The following is a 17,042-nucleotide window of genomic DNA, read 5'->3' on the forward strand; positions in this document are numbered from 1 at the left end:
GAACATAGCTGCCTTTGTGTGCCCCCCAAGTGGAGCGCGATATGACAGCCGATGAGCTCTTGCAGATGATCGCCGCAGGCGAAACCCTCGCGGTCGAGTTCAAGGGCGAGGAACGGACACCGCTCAACGATCGCGACCTCGTGAAAGCCGTCGTGTGCCTGGCCAATCGCAGCGGACATGAACCGGGATATCTGTTGATTGGCGTCGAAGACGATGGACGTATCACCGGTGCACGCCCGCGACACGGCGACACCACCGACCGAAACAAGCTGGCTGCCCTGATCGCCAACCAGACCCGCCCTTCGGTAGCGGTGCGGGTTGAGTCGGTCGAACTCGATGGTCGCTTTGTACTCGTGATTGAAATTCCACCGCAGCAGCACCCCATAGCCAGCGCGGACGGCGTCTTTTTACGCCGAACAACAGGCGGTGACGGGAAACCCGCCTGCATGCCGATGGATGCCCATGACGTGCAGTCCCTGCAAGCCGGTCGAGGGTTGCTGGATCCCTCGGCGCAGATTATCGCTGAAGCCCGTTGGCAGGACCTCGACCCGTTGGAGTTCGAGCGCTTCCGCCGCAGCGTACGTGAGCGGCGCGGCCGCAGTGACGAAAGCCTGCTCGACCTTCCGGATCTGGACCTTGCCAAGGCACTCGGCGTGGTCGAAGCCAACGGCAGCGTGCGCGGCGTGCGCCTGGCCGCTCTGCTGCTCTTTGGCAAGGAAGACGCCCTGCGCCGTTTTGTGCCCGCCCACGAAGCGGCTTTTCAGGTGCTGCGCGGACTCGACGTGGAGGTCAACGACTTCTTCCGCTGGCCGCTGCTGAGGATCATGGAGGAAATCGAGGCTCGCATCCGCGCCCGCAACCGCGAGCAGGAGCTGATGGTCGGCCTGCTGCGCGTAGGCGTGCCGGATTACCCCGAGCGTGCCCTGCGCGAGGCGGTAGCCAACGCCCTCATCCACCGCGACTATCTGCGTCTGGGGGCGGTGCATTTCCAATGGCACCCGGACCGGATCGAAATCAGCAATCCCGGCGGCTTTCCCGAAGGCGTGCGCCTCGACAACCTGCTCGTCACCGCCCCTCGCCCAAGGAACCCTCTGCTCGCCGATGCATTCAAGCGCGCCGGCATCGTCGAACGCACCGCGCGCGGCATCGATACCATCTTCTACGAGCAGTTGCGCAACGGTCGCCCGGCGCCGTCTTACGCACGCAGCGATGCAACGGGGGTCACCCTCGTCATCCCCGGCGGCGAGGCCAATCTCGATTTCGTGCGTCTGCTCGTCACGGAAGGTCAAAGCGGACGTGTCTTGGGTTTGGACGAGCTGCTGATCCTCAACGCCTTGTGGCAGGAGCGCAGCCTCACGACCGGTGATGCCGCACACCTCCTGCAGAAATCCGAAGCGCAAACCCGCTCCACCTTGCACACTCTGGTGGAAGCGGGCCTCGTCGAAGAGCGCGGACAGAAGAAAGGCCGCACCTGGCATCTGGTCGCCGCCGTCTATAGGCTGTTGGGCGACAAAGCGGGCTACGTCCGGCAGCGCGGATTCGAGCCGTTGCAGCAGGAGCAAATGGTGTTGCAATACGTGGAAAAACACGGGCGGATCACACGCCGGGAAGTCGCGGAGCTATGCCGCATCGGCCCCTACCAGGCCACACGGCTGCTGTCCCGGCTCGTGGACGAGGGCCGCCTGGTGCGCCATGGTGCGCGCAAGGGCGCCTGGTATGAGCAGGGACAAAAGATATGAGCGCGCTCATAAGTTTTGAAGAGCCGCTCATATTTATGCGCGATTCCCATAAAAATGCACGCGTGCATTCGCTTTCGCGGTACTCGTATTGCTCACAGGGCTGTTGTCAACAAATAGAACGGTCCGGTTTCGTAGCACATATTGTCCGCTACAGAGTTTTGAAAATGTGCTATTTTCACGGGTCGATTCATGTAAAAATAGCCTAGTGCCTCATTTTCACTCGTGAAAACAGCCGATCTCAGGGAGGCCAGCGGTGCAACGCGGAACCACGGGAACATACACCGCCACCGCCGTGGCGGGCGAGACGGTACGCGCCTTTGTGCCGGCGCCCCTGCCGCCGACACCCGCCATCGAGCTGACCGGTGCGCGCCAGCGCCTGCTCGAACGTGCGCTGCTCGCCTGCGGACGGCTGGATGCCATCACCGCGCTGCTGCCCGAGCCCGATCTTTTCCTCTACGCCTACGTGCGGCGCGAGGCCGTGCTCTCCAGCCAGATCGAAGGCACACAGTCCTCGCTGTCCGATCTGTTGATGTTCGAGCTCGACCAGGCGCCCGGCGTACCTTTCGACGACGTCACCGAGGTCTCCAACTACGTCGCCGCGCTGGAACACGGCCTGGCGCGCCTGCGCGAAGGCTTTCCGCTGTGCAACCGGCTGCTGCGCGAAATCCACGCCCGGCTGCTGGCGAGCGGGCGCGGCGCGACCAAGCAACCCGGCGAATTTCGCACCAGCCAGAACTGGCTCGGCGGCACCCGGCCGGGCAACGCCCAGTTCGTGCCCCCGCCGCCGCAGGAAGTCGAACCCTGCATGGGCGCGCTGGAGCGCTACCTGCACGCGCCTGACGCCCCGGGGGCGCTCGTCAAGGCGGCGCTCGCGCACGTGCAGTTCGAAACCATCCACCCGTTTCTGGATGGCAACGGGCGCGTGGGAAGGCTCCTCATCGCCCTGATCCTGCATCACGACGGCGTGCTGCGCCAGCCGCTCTTGTACCTCTCGCTGTATTTCAAACAGCACCGCGCCGAGTACTACCGCCAGCTCGACGCCGTGCGCCACACCGGCGACTGGGAATCCTGGCTGGATTTCTTCCTCGAAGGCGTCGAGCAAACCGCCACTGGCGCCATGGACACCGCGCACCGCCTGCTCGCGCTGTTTCAGCAAGACGCCGTGCGCGTGAGCACCCTCGGCCGCAGCGCCGCCAATGCGCTACACCTGTTCGACGCCCTGCGCCGCCGCCCCGTGGCCACCATCGGCATGCTCGCCCAGCAAACCGGCGTCAGCTTCGCCACCGCCGCCCGGCACGTGGAGGCACTGGTGCAACTCCGCATCCTGCGCGAACTCACCCAGAAAAGCCGCGAGCGGGTGTTTGCCTATCAGGGGCTTCTGGACATTCTCAATGAAGGGGCGCAGGCGTGAGTGGCGGACGAAGGCGGGATTTGCGGGGCGAGGCGTGCGGGCTGAGTGCAGCGGACGCCGGTGGTTGGAAGGAGATTGGGTATGTCAAGTGAGTGGAAAGACTGCTCGCTCGGCGAGGTGATCGAATTGAAGCGCGGATACGACTTGCCGCAAAAAGACCGTCGGCCTGGTGATGTTCCGCTCGTTTCATCTTCGGGTGTCACAGATACACACGCAGAAGCTATGGTCAAGGGACCTGGAGTCGTAACGGGACGATATGGAACATTGGGACAAGTGTTTTATGTTGAGCAGGATTTTTGGCCGCTCAACACAACGCTTTATGTGCGCGACTTCAAAGGCAGCGACCCGCGCTTCATCAGCTACTTTCTGCGTAACGTCGATTTTCTCGCCTATTCAGACAAAGCTGCTGTTCCCGGCTTGAATCGCAACCATTTACATCAGGCGAGAGTTCGGATTCCAGCCGATCCCACAGAACAACGCGCCATCGCCCACATCCTCGGCACGCTCGACGACAAGATCGAAAACCTGCGCCAGCAGAACGAAACGCTGGAAGCGATGGCGCGGGCCTTGTTCAAGGCGTGGTTCGTGGATTTCGAACCGGTGCGCGCCAAAATCGAAGGCCACTGGCAGCGGGGCCAGTCGCTCCCCGGCCTGCCCGCGCACCTCTACGACCTTTTCCCCGACCGGCTCGTCGAATCGGAATTGGGGGAGATTCCGGAGGGGTGGTCGATAGCAGCGCTTGATACCTTCGCTGCGCTCGTGACCACCAGTGTTTCGCCATGGAAGTCACCAGAGACCGTTTTCGAGCATTACAGCATTCCGGCTTATGACGCAGGACGCATGCCAGCAATGGAATTTGGTGCATCGATCAAGAGCAACAAGTATAGGGTCGATGCCAATTCTATTCTGATCTCTAAGCTGAACCCACAGACTCCACGCATTTGGTTGCCCGCCGTTGCTACTGCGCATGCCATTTGTTCTACTGAATTTATGCAGTTTGTTCCATATGACCGAGGGAACCGAGCGTACCTATATTGCCTCATGTCATCTGAAGCGATAAAAAGCGAAGTGCTGAAGCACGTCACGGGATCGACTGGCAGCCGCCAACGGGCACAGCCATCACAAATAATGAAAGTTGATTTTCTTCATCCGCATAAAGACATTTTGACGGCGTTCAATCATCGGGCTGCGCCAATTCTGAATGCTGTCGCAGAAAATCAACACGAATCCCGTACCCTCGCCAACCTCCGGGATACCCTCCTGCCCAAGCTCATCTCCGGCGAGCTGCGCGTCAAAGACGCCGAAGCCTTCCTTGCGGAGCGTGGCTTGTGAGCGCCAACAACCCCATCATCATTTTCGAGTCTGCCGGTCATGCCGTGCAGGTTCGGCTGGCGGGGGAAACCATCTGGCTCACCCAGCGCCAGATGGCCGAGGTGTTCGCCACCACGCCCGAAAACGTGCTGATGCACCTGAAGAACATCTACGCCGAGGGCGAACTGCAGGAGGAGGCAACGGCTAAGGAATTCTTAGTGGTTCAAACCGAAGGCACGCGGCAGGTGCAGCGCCGGCTCAAGCACTACAACCTCGACGCCATCATCTCCGTGGGCTACCGCGTGAGTTCCACCCGGGCGACGCGCTTTCGCCAATGGGCCACCGGCGTGCTGCGCGAGCACCTGACGCACGGATTCTCGCTCGACCGCGAGCGCTTCGAGCGCAATGCCGCGGAACTCGAAGCCGCGCTGCACCTGGTGAAAAAGGCCGCCGCGGGCGAAGCGATCACCCTCGACGAGGGGCGCGGGCTGGTGGACGTGATCGCCCGCTACACGCAGACGTTCCTGTGGCTGCAACGCTACGACGAAGGGCTGCTCACCGCCCCACCGGGCAGTCCCGGCGGCGTGCTGCCTTCGCTGGAAGAATCCCGCGCGGCCATTGCACGCCTGAAAGCCGACCTGATGGCGCGCGGCGAGGCGTCCGACCTCTTCGGCCGCGAGCGCGGCGATGCCCTCGCCGCCATCTTGGGCAATCTGGAACAGAGTGTGTTCGGCGAGCCGGCTTATCCCACCTTCGAGACCAAGGCCGCGCACCTGCTCTATTTCGTCATCAAGAATCACCCCTTCTTGGACGGCAACAAGCGCACGGGCGCGTTTTTGTTCGTGGAGTTCCTGGCGCGCAATGGCCGCCTGCTGCGCGACGGGATGCCGGTGATCAACGACGTGGGGCTTGCCGCGCTGGCGCTACTGATAGCGGAGTCGGACGCCAAAAACAAGGACGTGATGATCCGCCTGATCGAAAACATGCTGGCCTTGCCGGCAAGCGGAGGAGGATGAGCCGTGGCGTTTCTGTCGGAGGCCGAAGTGGAAGCTGCCCTGCTGGAGCAGCTGGCTGCGCTGGGCTATGCCATCGAGCGTGAGGAGGACATCGGCCCGGACGGGCACCGTCCCGAGCGGAAGAGCCATGACGAAGTGATCCTCGAGCGGCGGCTGACGGCGGCGGTCGAGCGTCTCAATCCCGCCTTGCCGGCTTCCGCGCGCCGGGAGGCGATCCGGCGCGTGCTCCAGACCGAGCTACCGAATCTGCTCGAAGAGAACCGCCGGCTGCATCGCCTGCTGACCGAAGGCGTGGACGTGGAGTACGACGCCGACGACGGCGCGCTCACCGCCGGCAAGGTGCGCCTGATCGACTTCGATGACCCGGCCAACAACGACTGGCTGGCGGTGAGCCAGTTCGTGGTGATCAACGGGCAGGCCAAGCGGCGGCCGGACGTGGTGGTGTTCGTCAACGGCCTGCCGGTGGTAGTGATCGAACTGAAAGCGCCGGGCAGCGCCCAGGCGAGCGTCGCGGCCGCCTTCAACCAGTTGCAGACCTACAAGCAGGACATTGCGCAGCTGTTCCACACCAATGCGCTGCTGATCGCCTCCGACGGCCTCACGGCGCGAGTGGGTTCGATCTCGGCCGACTTCGAGCGCTTCATGCCCTGGCGCACCACCGACGGCACGGCCATCGCGCCGAAAGGCGCGCCGGAGCTCGCCACCCTCATCGAGGGCGTGCTCACGCCGCGGCGACTGCTCGATCTGGTACGGGACTTTACGGTGTTCGGGCAAACGCCCGCGGGCCTCATCAAGATCCTCGCCGGCTACCATCAATTCCATGCGGTGAAGAAGGCGGTGGAGCAGACCCTACGCGCCATGCCCCCGGCTCGTATCGCCCAGGAAGACCCGGCGGAATACGGGCTGCCGTCGGCAAGGACGCAACGCGCCGGCGATCGACGGGTGGGCGTGATCTGGCACACCCAGGGCTCGGGCAAGAGTCTGTTGATGGCTTTCTACGCCGGCCTGTTGGTGAAGCACCCTGCGCTGGAAAACCCCACGATCGTGGTCATCACCGACCGCAACGACCTGGACGATCAGCTCTTTGCCACCTTCTCGATGTGTCGTGACCTGATCCGGCAGACACCGATCCAGGCCGAGAGCCGCGAAGACTTGCAAAAGGTCTTGAGCCGGGCCTCGGGCGGAGTGATCTTCACCACCCTGCAGAAGTTCGGCGAGCTCGAAGGCCCCCTCACCCTGCGGCGCAACGTCGTGGTCATCGCCGACGAGGCGCATCGCAGCCAGTACGGCTTCAAGGCCAAGGTGGACGCCCAAACGGGCGACGTTTCCTACGGCTTTGCCAAATACCTGCGCGACGCGCTGCCCAACGCTTCCTTCATCGGCTTCACCGGCACGCCCATCGAGGCCGACGACGTGAACACCCCGGCCGTGTTCGGCCACTACATCGACATCTACGACATCAGCCGCGCGGTGGAAGACGGCGCCACGGTGCCGATCTACTACGAATCGCGCCTGGCGCGCATCGAACTGGACGAGAACGAGAAGCCCAAGATCGACGCCGAGATCGAAGAGATCCTGGAGGACGAGGAAGAGAGCGTCCGCGAACGGACCAAGCAGAAGTGGGCCACCGTCGAGGCCTTGGTGGGCGCGGACAAACGCCTGCGCCAGGTGGCCGAGGACATCGTCCAGCACTTCGAAGCCCGAGTGGCGGCGCTCGAGGGAAAGGCGATGATCGTGTGCATGAGCCGGCGCATCTGCGTCAAGCTCTACGATGAAATCGTCAGGCTGCGCCCCGAGTGGCACAGCGACGACGACACCCAAGGCGCCATCAAGATCGTGATGACCGGCTCCGCCGCCGATCCGCCGCAATGGCAGAAGCACATCGGCAACAAGGCGCGGCGCGATCTGCTCGCCAAGCGGATCAAGGACCCGGCCGATCCGCTGAAACTCGTGATCGTGCGCGACATGTGGCTCACCGGCTTCGACGCACCCTGCCTGCACACCCTCTACCTCGACAAACCCATGCGCGGCCACGGCCTGATGCAGGCCATCGCCCGCGTGAACCGGGTGTTTCGCGACAAGCCGGCCGGGCTGGTCGTGGACTACATCGGCATTGCCCAGAACCTGAAGAACGCGCTCGCCCAGTACTCGCCCCGCGACCGCGAGCAGACCGGCATCGACGAAGCCGAGGCCGTCGCCGCCCTGCAGGAAAAGTACGAAGTCGTGCGCGACCTGTTTTTCGGGCTGGACTACCGCCCCGCCTTGAATGCCTCGCCTCGAGCGCGTCTGGCGATGCTGGCCGAAGCCATCGAATGGATCCTCGCCAAGCAGCAGCACTGGGCGGAGCAGGAAACCACCCCCGAAGGCAAGAAGGCCGCGCACCGGCGCTTTGCCGACGCAGTGCTCGCCCTTTCGAAAGCCTTTGCGCTGGCGGCCAGCTCGGACGAAGCACGTCGCATCCGCGAAGAAGTGGGTTTCTTTCAGGCCGTGCGGGCGGCGCTCGTCAAATCGGACAGCGCTTCCGGTTCCTCCGCCCAAGAGCGCTCGCTTGCCATCCAGCAGATCGTCAGCCGCGCGGTGGTCTCGACCGAGATCGTGGATATTCTGCGCGCCGCCGGGCTCAAGAGCCCGGACATCTCCATCCTCTCCGACGAGTTCCTGGCCGAAGTGCAGCAGATGGAGAAGAAGAACCTGGCGCTGGAAGCGTTGCGCAAGCTCATCGGCGACGGCATCCACTCACGCACCCGCACCAACGTGGTCCAAACCCGCGCCTTCTCCGAACGGCTGAAAGCGGCGATCGCCCGCTATCACGCCAACGCCATCACCACCGCCGAGGTGCTGCAAGAACTGATCGAGCTGGCCCGCGACATCCGCGCCGCCCGGAAGCGGGGCGAGGAATCGGGACTGTCGGACGAGGAAGTCGCCTTCTACGACGCCCTGGCGGAGAACGAATCCGCGGTGCAGGTGATGGGAGACGACAAGCTGCGCGTGATCGCCCACGAACTGCTGATGAGCCTGCGGGACAACGTCTCGGTGGATTGGGCCCACCGTGAATCGGCCCGCGCCCGGCTGCGGGTGCTGGTCAAGCGCATCCTGCGCAAATACGGCTACCCGCCGGATCTGCAGGATGCCGCCGTACAGACCGTGCTGGCGCAGGCCGAGGCGCTGTCGTCGGTATGGAGCGTCGTATGAGAGTCTTGGGGGAAGTGCTTGGTGGACCGGAGGAGGATCGAACTCCCGACCTTCGCATTGCGAACGCGACGCTCTCCCAGCTGAGCTACCGGCCCATGATCTTGCACGACGGTATGACCCACCTGGGTGGTGGGCGGTAGTGGGATCGAACCACTGACCCCTGCCGTGTGAAGGCAGTGCTCTACCGCTGAGCTAACCGCCCGTCGTGTGCAGAGACCGCAATGATACGGGCTCGCCTTTCGGACGTCAACCCCTGTCGCACGCGCTGGGAGCGGTACGAGAGACGGGGGACTTGTCCGACTTTTTCCCCGCTGGGCGCGCCTCTGATCCGCGGTTCTTGTTACACTAGGCGGTATCCGCATCCTACGCAGTCGCACGAGGAGCGCCGTTCCGATGCCCCGCGGTTTCTATTCCATCATGGCCGCGCAATTCTTTTCCGCGCTGGCCGACAATGCCCTGCTGATCGTCGCGATGGGAATCCTGCGCCAACTCGAGGCGCCACCCGAGTACGAGCCGCTCCTCAAGCTCTTCTTCACCCTCTCCTACGTGCTGCTCGCGGCCTTCGTGGGGGCATTCGCCGATTCCATGCCGAAGTGGCGTGTGATGTTCATCACCAATTCGATCAAGATCGTCGGGTGCCTTCTCATCGTCTTCGGCGTGCATCCCCTGCTGGGCTACGCCATCGTCGGCGTGGGGGCGGCGGCCTATTCGCCGGCCAAGTACGGCATCCTCACCGAGTACCTGCCGCACCGCCTGCTGGTGGTAGCCAACGGCTGGATCGAAGGGCTCACGGTCGGGGCGATCATTTTGGGAACGCTGCTCGGCGGCGCCCTGGTGGCCCCGGGTCTGGTCGCCCGGTTCGACGCCTGGTTCCCCTGGCTGCACAACGGGCTGTGGGTGTCCCTGCTCGTGGTGGTGCTGGTCTATGGCGTCGCTGCGGTGTGCAACCTCTACGTACCCGACACGGGTGTGGCGCACGTGCCGCTCAAGAAGAACCCCTTCTATCTGTTGCACGAGTTCGGGCATTACTTCCTGCTGCTGTGGCGCGACAAGCTGGGGCAGATCTCTCTGGCGGTGACGACCCTTTTCTGGGGCGCGGGGGCGACGTTGCAGTTCATCGTGCTCAAATGGGCTGAGGTGAATCTCGGTTTGCCGCTATCCCAGGCGTCGATGCTGCAAGGAGTGGTGGCCGTGGGCATCGCGGCGGGGGCGGTCGCGGCGGCCAAATGGGTGGCGCTACGCGAGGCGCCGCGGGTGATTCCTCTGGGGATCGTCATGGGATTCGCGGCGATCGGCATGATCTTCGTGCATTCGCTCGCCCTGGCGATCATCCTGATGATCGCCGTCGGGGCGCTCGCCGGCTTTTTCGTGGTGCCGATGAACGCGATGCTGCAGCACCGCGGCCACGTCCTCATGGGGGCGGGGCATTCGATCGCGGTGCAAAACTTCAACGAAAACCTCGCCATCCTGGTGATGACCGGCCTCTACGCGATCCTTTTGCGGTATGACTTGCCGGTCCACCAGGTGATCATGCTCTTCGGGCTCTTCGTAGCGGGTACCATGGTCGCCATCTGGGCATGGCATCGCGCCAACCAGCGCCGCATCGATTCGCTCCACCTACTGGAGATGGTCGAGCGGCATTGAGGCGCGGCGTTTCGCCCCGTCAGCGAAACGCAAAGAGTTCGCGATGGAAGCGCCGGCGCACGTCGAATCCCTGCGCGGAGAAGTCGCGCAGTAGCGCTTCACCAAACCCCTCGGGGCCGCAAAACCACAGGCTCGCTTCGCGCCACTGCGGCACGGCAGCGCGGATGCGCTCGCCGGTGAGCCGCCCGTCGCGCTGCGGCCAGACGAGGTACAGCGCCACCCCCGCCGCCTCGGCGAGCGCCCGCAGCCGTGCCTCGGCGGCCTCGTCCGGCGCCGTCAGCGAATGGAAGTAATCGACCGGGCAGGAAGGCGAACCGCGTAGCGCTTTCTGCTGCAGCGCGGCGAGAAACGGCGTCACCCCCACGCCGCCGCTCACCCAGATCTGGCGCGGCGCCTCGTCGGCAAACGTGAAACCGCCGTAAGGCCCCTCGATTCGTACCTCTTGCCCCGGGCGCAGCCGCTGCGGCAAACTGCGGGTGAAATCTCCCAGCGCCTTGACGACGAAGGAGAGCCGCGGCGAGCGCTCGTCCCAGACGCTGGCGATGGTGAAGGGATGAGCCTTTTCCCGCACGTCGAGCGTGAGGAAAGCGAACTGTCCAGCTGCGTGCCCCGGCCAGCGTTGCGGAGCCACGGTGAGCGCGAGCGCTCCCGCGCCCGGCAACGGTTCCACCGCCTCCAGCCGCCCCAGGATGCGCCGCGCAACACCGATGCGTCCGGCGAGCGAGACGGCGGCGGCACAAACTCCGGCAACGATCTCCAGCGCGAGCAGCGCTCCCAGCTGCGTGCCCCAGTAGGAGAACTTCACGAGCACGAGGGCGTGGAAGGCGAAGACGAGGAAAAGCAGCGGGATCAGGCGGTGCAATTTGGCAAAGACGTGATACGGCACGCGGCGCAGCAGCGCGATCAGCAGCAGCGGCACGGCGGCGTAGAAGGCCCATTCCCCCATGGTCTCGGCCAGACCCCGCACGGCGCGAAACGCCGCCTCGATCGCATTGCTCGGCTCCGGTCGCGGCCCGCGCGGCGGGCGCGTGATCCAACCCAGCTGCACCGCCCACTTCGGCCCCTTGACCCACAACCAATGGGTGAGGGCGAAGACGAGCGCGCCGATTCCCAGCCACTTGTGCAGACGGTAGGTTTTGTCCAACCCGCCGAAAAGGCGCTCGACGGGGCGCAGGCGCAGCGCGAGCACCATGGCCGCGCTCATGCAGCCGAAGGCGAGCACGCCGCTCAACTGCGTCATCACCTCGCGCCAGGCGAAGAGCGTGTCCGCTTCGTAGAATGTCGGCTCGGCCGCCAGCCACAACAGGGCAGAGCCGAGCAGCAGGGTCCACAACCCATGGCGCATCCGATCCATCACATACCTCCACAAGAAATATTTATCCTATTGGCATCGCCATAGGATAACCGCCGAGAAAGGACGAAGGCTTAACCCGGAATGAACGCCGTGTAACGAAAACGCTCTGCGCACTACCCCTGCCCTTCGACGAGCGCCCTGGCCCGGCACAGATCCTCCCAGGCCTTGGCTTTGTCGGCGGGGTTGCGCAAGAGGTAGGCGGGATGGTAGGTGACTACGACGGGGATCTCGCCGTAGCGGAAGATCCGGCCGCGCGCCTGGGCGATCTTGACATCCTCATCGAGGAGCGCGAACGCCGCCGGACGCCCCAGGGCCACCAGCACCTTCGGGCGTACGAGTTCGATCTGGCGGAAGAGGAAGGGCGCGCAGGCGGCGATCTCCTCGGGCGAGGGCGTGCGGTTGTCCGGCGGACGGCACTTCACCGCATTGGCGATGTAGACCTGGGTGCGGTCCAGTCCCAGCGCGAAGAGCATGGCGTCGAGCAGCTTGCCCGCCGGGCCGACGAAAGGCTCGCCGCGCCGATCTTCCTCCCGCCCCGGCCCCTCGCCCACGAACATCCAGCGCGCCTGACGGTTGCCCACGCCCGGCACCGCCTGCGTGCGCGTGCGGTGCAGCGCACAGGCGGTGCAGGCGCGGATCTCCGCTTCCAGTGCCTCCCAGTCGAGCGCGGCGATGCGTGCGGCGCGATCCGGGTCGACGGTCCGCGCCGAAGCGCCAGCGGCGCGGGATGCGGCCGGAACAGGAGGCGGAGCCAGAGGCGGTCCGACCGGTCCGAAAGGAGCATGGAGCGGCCGAACCCTGGGGCGCTCCCTGGCCGGCGCGGGCGCTGCCACTGCAGCCGTAGTGGGTTTCTGCGGCGGCGTATCCAGTGTCTGGTCGGTCGAGGCCGCGACGGCAGGGAGTTCTTGGTGCGCGGCCTTGGCCTCACCCGCCTCGCAGGCCGGTTGCAAGCGGGTACGCAGACGCCACAGCGGCGTCAAGCCCATTTCCTCGAGCTTGGCAAAGCGCTCTTTTTCGTCGAGGGGCGCGCTCATCGAACGAGTTCCCGCTGCATCACCAGCGCGTCTTCCCTTGCCCCCTCCCGCGTGGCGTAATAGCCGCGGCGCCGGGCCACGATGGTAAAACCGCTGCGCTGATAAAGGGCGATCGCCGCCTGGTTGGAGACGCGCACTTCCAGCCATACTCTGGCGGCGCCGCGCTCGCGCGCTTCGTCGAGCGCAGCCTCCAACATCTCGCGCCCCAGCCCGCGGCCGCGATGAGTCGGCGTGATTGCCAGATTGAGGATTTCGGCCTCACCGGCGACGAGCAGCAAGATGAGGAACCCCACCGGTTCGGCCAAAGCCGTGGCCGGATCATCCCCCGAGAGAACTTCCGCCACCCAGCAGGCGTAACCCGCCGCGAGCGCCTCGCGAAAGCTCTTTTCGCTCCAGGGGACTTCCTGCGCGTCGCGTTCGAGCGCGACCACCCAAGGAAGATCGTCCTCGCGCATGGTGCGCAGGCGCAGCCAGTTCACGACGCCTGCACCCTGCGCTGGCGCAAGGCGGCCTGCTCTTCGGCCGTGAGCGCCACCTTGTCGCGCACGTAGTAGGGCGCGACCTCCCAGGGGGGAAGCGCCCGTCCCTCGGCGAGCATGCGCCGCGCGAGCGGCAACAGGTCGCGGGACTGGACCGTGGCATCGAGCACGATTTCGACCGCGCCGGCGCGGATAGCTTCCGGCAGGCGCGGCCACAGCGGCTCCATCCCTTGGCCGATGACGTGCCATGGGCCGACCCCAGCGGGCGGGAAAAGCGCTTCGGGCGCGTCCACCCCTGCTGCGGCAAGCGCTTCGATTCGCCCGCCGCAGCAGCGAAACCAGGCGTGATAGCATTGGCCCATGCGGGCATCGGCAAGCGCCAGCACCGTGCCCTCGCCCGCCTGCGCCGCCAGGGCTTCGAGCGAGCCGACGGGCACGAGCGGCAGCGACCACGGCATGGCGAGCCCTTGCGCCACGGCGCAGGCAAGCCGCAGCCCGGTGAAGGCCCCGGGCCCGGCGCCAAACGCGATGGCGGAGAGCTGCCCCACGGCAAGCCCCGCTTCTTCGAGCACGGCCTGGACCGCGGGCAGCACGTGTTCGGCGTGGCGGGCGTAGCCCTGCAGCCGGCGTTCCCAGACGGTGTCGCCGCGCTGCAGCGCCACGGAGGCGATTTCGCCGGAAGTTTCGATCGCGAGCAGATCCATGCGGGCATTTTACCGCCGGGCTGGGCATTTTCGCGTGCGATCTGCGACAATCCCACCAAACGCCGTTGACGTTTTTCCAGCCGGGGAGGATCGAACCATGAACGAAATCGGCCGCTGCCGCGTCCTGCTCGTCGATGACGACGCCCGCCTGCGCGAGTTGCTCACGCGCTTCCTGCACACCCAGGGGTTTCCCGTCAAGGCCGTGGCCGACGGGGCGGCCATGGAGCGGGCGCTAGAGCGCGAGCATTTCGACATGGTCATTCTCGACCTGATGCTGCCGGGCGAAGACGGGCTCACGCTGTTGCGCCGCCTGCGCCAGCGCGAGGCGCCACTCGGCGTCATCATGCTCACCGCCAAGGGCGACGAGGAAGACCGCATCCGGGGGCTGGAGCTGGGCGCGGACGATTATTTGCCCAAGCCCTTCAACCCGCGCGAGCTGGTGGCGCGCATCCACGCCGTGATGCGCCGCCGCCCGCGCGAACCGCTCGGCGCCCCGGCGCCCCAGGGCGGCACGGTGGTCTTCGGCGACAACGTGCTCGACCTCACCACGCGGCGCCTGACGCGCCACGGCGAGGAAATTCCGCTCACCACCGGCGAATTCGCCGTGCTGCGCGTGCTCGCCGAACATCCCAACCAGCCCATGACCCGCGACAAGCTCATGGAGCTCGCCCGTGGCCGGGAGCATGGCCCCTTCGATCGCGCCATCGACGTGCAGATCAGCCGCCTGCGTCGCCTCGTCGAACCCGATCCGAGCAAACCGCGCTACCTCCAGACCGTCTGGGGCGTGGGCTACGTCTTCGTTCCCGATGTGCCCGCCGGGGAGGCCGAATCCTCGCCATGAGCGGGTCGCGTGAAAAAGGGCTGCGGGCGCTGCTGTGCCGGGTGAGCCTCTTCTGGCAGCTCTTCGTCTCGATCACCGCGCTGCTTCTCGCCGCCGCCGCCAGCTGGTGGTGGCTATCCTGGCAGATCGAGACGGAACAGCGCGCCCGGGACAATGCCCGGCTGATCGCCTCGGTGATCAACCTGACGCGCTCGGCGCTGCGCCACACCCCCCAGCGTTTTCAAGGCGACTTGATGATCGATTGGGTCACGCTCGAGGGCATCGCCGTCTATCCGGCCGATTTCGGCGACGAGGTCGAGCCACTGCCAGACGACGATCCCGATCGCGCCCTGCAGGAGGAACTGCGCCGACTGCTCGGCCCCTCCACCCAGGTAGGCAAGAGCTGGCGCGAGCAGCCCGGACTGTGGGTGTACTTCCGCCTCTCGCCGGAGGACCCTCGCGGCTACTGGCTGCGCTTTCCCCCCGAGCGCATTCCTCGCCCCGATCCGCGGCAATGGCTGATGCTCGCCAGCGTCATCCTCGCCCTGGCGCTCCTGGGCGCCTTCGTCATCGCCCGCTGGATCAGCGGCCCGCTGCGGGTGCTGCGCCGCGCCGCCGAGATGGTGGCCGCCGGCGGCCAGCCCACCTTGCTGCCCATGCCTGCCTCGGCCGAGCTCGCCAAGCTGGTGCTGGCTTTCAACACCATGGTCGAACGCTTGCGGCTCAACGAGACCGAACGGGCGCTCATCCTCGCCGGCGTGTCGCACGACGTGCGCACCCCCCTCACGCGCCTGCGGCTCGCCCTGGCGCTGCTCCCCATCGACGAGCGCGAAGCCCAGGCGCTGGAGGCCGATCTCGACGACATCGACCGCATCGTCGGCCAATTCCTCGACTATGCCAAAGTCGACGCGCTCGCTGCCGACGAGACCTTCGCGCTCGATGACCTCGTCGAAGAAGTCGTGGCCAAGGAACGTTTGCGCGGTACCCCCATCGAATGGAAAAGCGACGTGCCCCACGTCTTCGTGCGCGCCAACCGCGCGGCCCTGCGCCGGGTGCTGGTCAATCTCATCGACAACGCGAAGAAATATGCCGGAACCGAACACCCCATCGAGATCCTGCTCGGCGAGGACGCAGCCGCCCCCACCCTTACCGTGGCCGACCGCGGTCCCGGCATCCCCGAAGACCAGCTCGAGCGGGTGCTCGCCCCCTTTGCCCGTACCGAATCGGCCATGCGCAGCGGCGTGACGGGCTCGGGCTTGGGGCTAGCCATCGTCAAGCGCACCATCGAGGCGCTCGGCGGGCGCCTCACGCTCGCCAACCGCGACGGCGGCGGTCTCGCCGTAACCCTCGAACTTCCACCCGCCCCGCCTCCCCTTCCCGCTCCCACTCCTTCGCAGGACGCTTCATGAAACTGCTCTTCGACCTCTTCCCCGTGCTCGTCTTCTTCCTCGCCTATCGCCTGGCAGGGTTCTTTCCGGACGCCCTCGCTCCCTTGGGGATGGCGATGGGCGCCTCGCCCTCGACCCTGCCGCTGGCCATCGCCACCGCGGCGACCATGCTCGCCACCGCGGCCCAGATCCTCGCCCTGCGCCTGCGCCGGCGGCCCGTCGATCGCATGCTGTGGGTGAGTTTCGTCCTGGTCACGGTTCTGGGCGGGGCGACGCTCTTCCTGCACGATCCCGCCTTCATCCAGTGGAAGCCCACGGCGCTGTACTGGAGTTTCGCCGCGGCGCTCATCGGTGCGCGGTTTTTGCGCCGCAACCTGATCCGCAGCGCCATGCAGGCGCAGCTGCGGCTGCCCGATCCCGTCTGGGCGCGGCTCTCCGACCTGTGGAGCGGATTCTTCCTGGCGATGGGCGCGCTGAACCTCTACGTCGCCTGGCATTATTCCGAAACCGTCTGGGTGAATTTCAAGCTCTTCGGCACCCTGGGCGCGATGCTGCTGTTCGTGCTCGCCCAATCCCTGTGGCTGTCCCGTCATCTTGAAGAGGAACGATCCGATGCCTGAATACGACCCCATCGCCGAACTGCGCCGGCGGCTACAGACGCTCGAACCGCTCGAACTCGAGATTCGCGACGACAGCGCCGCGCACGCCGGCCACGCCGGAGCGGCCGGTGGCGGGCATTACTGCGTGCGCCTCGTCTCGCCCCGCTTCGCAGGGCTTTCCCGGGTGCAACGCCACCGCCTGGTGTTCGCCGCTGCGGGCGATCTGATGCAAAAAGGGATTCACGCGCTCGCCGTCACCGCCCTTGCCCCGGGCGAGTGAGGCCCGCTTGCAGTTTGCTACAGGTCGATGAATTACTTTCGGCCGTCATCGGTTACACTCGGATTCGCGGC

The 17,042-nt window shown here is 65.7% G+C and carries 14 protein-coding genes and 2 tRNA genes; 10 read left to right on the forward strand and 6 right to left on the reverse strand.

Annotated elements, in window-relative coordinates; all coding sequences use genetic code 11:
• Positions 1-41: 41 nt before the first annotated feature.
• The 5 genes from ASC37_RS02900 (at position 42) to ASC37_RS02920 (ending at position 8,669) form a co-directional block, all read left to right on the forward strand.
• On the forward strand, positions 42-1,739 hold the full coding sequence (locus ASC37_RS02900) for an RNA-binding domain-containing protein (RefSeq protein ID WP_055422936.1): 1,698 nt from the start codon (positions 42-44) through the stop codon (positions 1,737-1,739).
• A 253-nt stretch (positions 1,740-1,992) separates the two neighbouring features.
• On the forward strand, positions 1,993-3,150 hold the full coding sequence (locus ASC37_RS02905) for a Fic family protein (RefSeq protein ID WP_055422937.1): 1,158 nt from the start codon (positions 1,993-1,995) through the stop codon (positions 3,148-3,150).
• Positions 3,151-3,231: 81 nt separating this feature from the next.
• On the forward strand, positions 3,232-4,482 hold the full coding sequence (locus tag ASC37_RS02910; protein WP_055422938.1) for a restriction endonuclease subunit S: 1,251 nt from the start codon (positions 3,232-3,234) through the stop codon (positions 4,480-4,482).
• Positions 4,479-5,477 (forward strand): RhuM family protein, encoded by a 999-nt coding sequence (rhuM, locus tag ASC37_RS02915; protein WP_055422939.1) that lies wholly within the window; start codon positions 4,479-4,481, stop codon positions 5,475-5,477. Before ASC37_RS02910 ends, rhuM begins: the two co-directional genes overlap by 4 nt.
• Before the next feature lie 3 nt (positions 5,478-5,480).
• The gene (locus ASC37_RS02920; protein WP_055422940.1) at positions 5,481-8,669 is read left to right on the forward strand and encodes a type I restriction endonuclease subunit R; all 3,189 of its coding nucleotides are present in this window, start codon (positions 5,481-5,483) and stop codon (positions 8,667-8,669) included.
• A gap of 19 nt (positions 8,670-8,688) precedes the next feature.
• Here the strand turns inward: ASC37_RS02920 and ASC37_RS02925 are convergent.
• Positions 8,689-8,764: transfer RNA gene (locus ASC37_RS02925), tRNA-Ala, on the reverse strand.
• 32 nt (positions 8,765-8,796) lie between these two features.
• Positions 8,797-8,871 (reverse strand) — tRNA-Val (locus tag ASC37_RS02930).
• A 191-nt stretch (positions 8,872-9,062) separates the two neighbouring features.
• On the opposite strand from ASC37_RS02930, the gene lplT reads away from it, so the two are divergent.
• The gene (gene lplT / locus ASC37_RS02935; protein WP_055422941.1) at positions 9,063-10,313 is read left to right on the forward strand and encodes a lysophospholipid transporter LplT; all 1,251 of its coding nucleotides are present in this window, start codon (positions 9,063-9,065) and stop codon (positions 10,311-10,313) included.
• Between the two features lie 19 nt (positions 10,314-10,332).
• Here the strand turns inward: lplT and ASC37_RS02940 are convergent, their stop codons facing one another.
• The 4 genes from ASC37_RS02940 to tsaB form a co-directional block, all read right to left on the reverse strand.
• Positions 10,333-11,667, reverse strand: a complete 1,335-nt coding sequence (locus ASC37_RS02940) for a ferredoxin reductase family protein (RefSeq protein ID WP_055422942.1) — start codon at positions 11,665-11,667, stop codon at positions 10,333-10,335.
• Positions 11,668-11,780: 113 nt separating this feature from the next.
• A complete protein-coding gene (locus ASC37_RS02945; RefSeq protein ID WP_055422943.1) occupies positions 11,781-12,701 on the reverse strand; it encodes a uracil-DNA glycosylase in 921 nt (306 codons plus the stop codon).
• Positions 12,698-13,180 (reverse strand): ribosomal protein S18-alanine N-acetyltransferase, encoded by a 483-nt coding sequence (gene rimI / locus ASC37_RS02950; protein WP_055422944.1) that lies wholly within the window; start codon positions 13,178-13,180, stop codon positions 12,698-12,700. Before rimI ends, ASC37_RS02945 begins: the two co-directional genes overlap by 4 nt.
• Positions 13,177-13,884: a tRNA (adenosine(37)-N6)-threonylcarbamoyltransferase complex dimerization subunit type 1 TsaB gene (gene tsaB / locus ASC37_RS02955; RefSeq protein WP_055422945.1), complete on the reverse strand. Its 708-nt coding sequence runs from the start codon at positions 13,882-13,884 to the stop codon at positions 13,177-13,179. The genes rimI and tsaB overlap by 4 nt, the downstream gene beginning before the upstream one ends.
• Positions 13,885-13,981: 97 nt before the next feature.
• Between tsaB and ompR the strand changes: the two genes are divergently transcribed.
• Genes ompR through ASC37_RS02975 form a run of 4 tightly spaced genes read left to right on the forward strand, consistent with a single transcriptional unit; the run spans position 13,982 to position 16,971 of the window.
• Positions 13,982-14,725, forward strand: coding sequence for an osmolarity response regulator transcription factor OmpR (gene ompR / locus ASC37_RS02960; RefSeq protein ID WP_055422946.1), 744 nt, complete (start codon positions 13,982-13,984; stop codon positions 14,723-14,725).
• The gene (locus ASC37_RS02965; protein ID WP_055422947.1) at positions 14,722-16,113 is read left to right on the forward strand and encodes a HAMP domain-containing histidine kinase; all 1,392 of its coding nucleotides are present in this window, start codon (positions 14,722-14,724) and stop codon (positions 16,111-16,113) included. Before ompR ends, ASC37_RS02965 begins: the two co-directional genes overlap by 4 nt.
• Positions 16,110-16,712, forward strand: a complete 603-nt coding sequence (locus ASC37_RS02970) for a septation protein A (RefSeq protein WP_055422948.1) — start codon at positions 16,110-16,112, stop codon at positions 16,710-16,712. The genes ASC37_RS02965 and ASC37_RS02970 overlap by 4 nt, the downstream gene beginning before the upstream one ends.
• Complete coding sequence (locus tag ASC37_RS02975; protein ID WP_055422949.1) at positions 16,705-16,971, forward strand: BolA family protein; 267 nt, start codon at positions 16,705-16,707, stop codon at positions 16,969-16,971. The genes ASC37_RS02970 and ASC37_RS02975 overlap by 8 nt, the downstream gene beginning before the upstream one ends.
• The last annotated feature ends 71 nt before the right edge of the window (positions 16,972-17,042 follow it).

The organism is Tepidiphilus thermophilus (assembly GCF_001418245.1).
In the GTDB taxonomy this organism is placed as follows: Bacteria; Pseudomonadota; Gammaproteobacteria; order Burkholderiales; family Rhodocyclaceae; genus Tepidiphilus; species Tepidiphilus succinatimandens.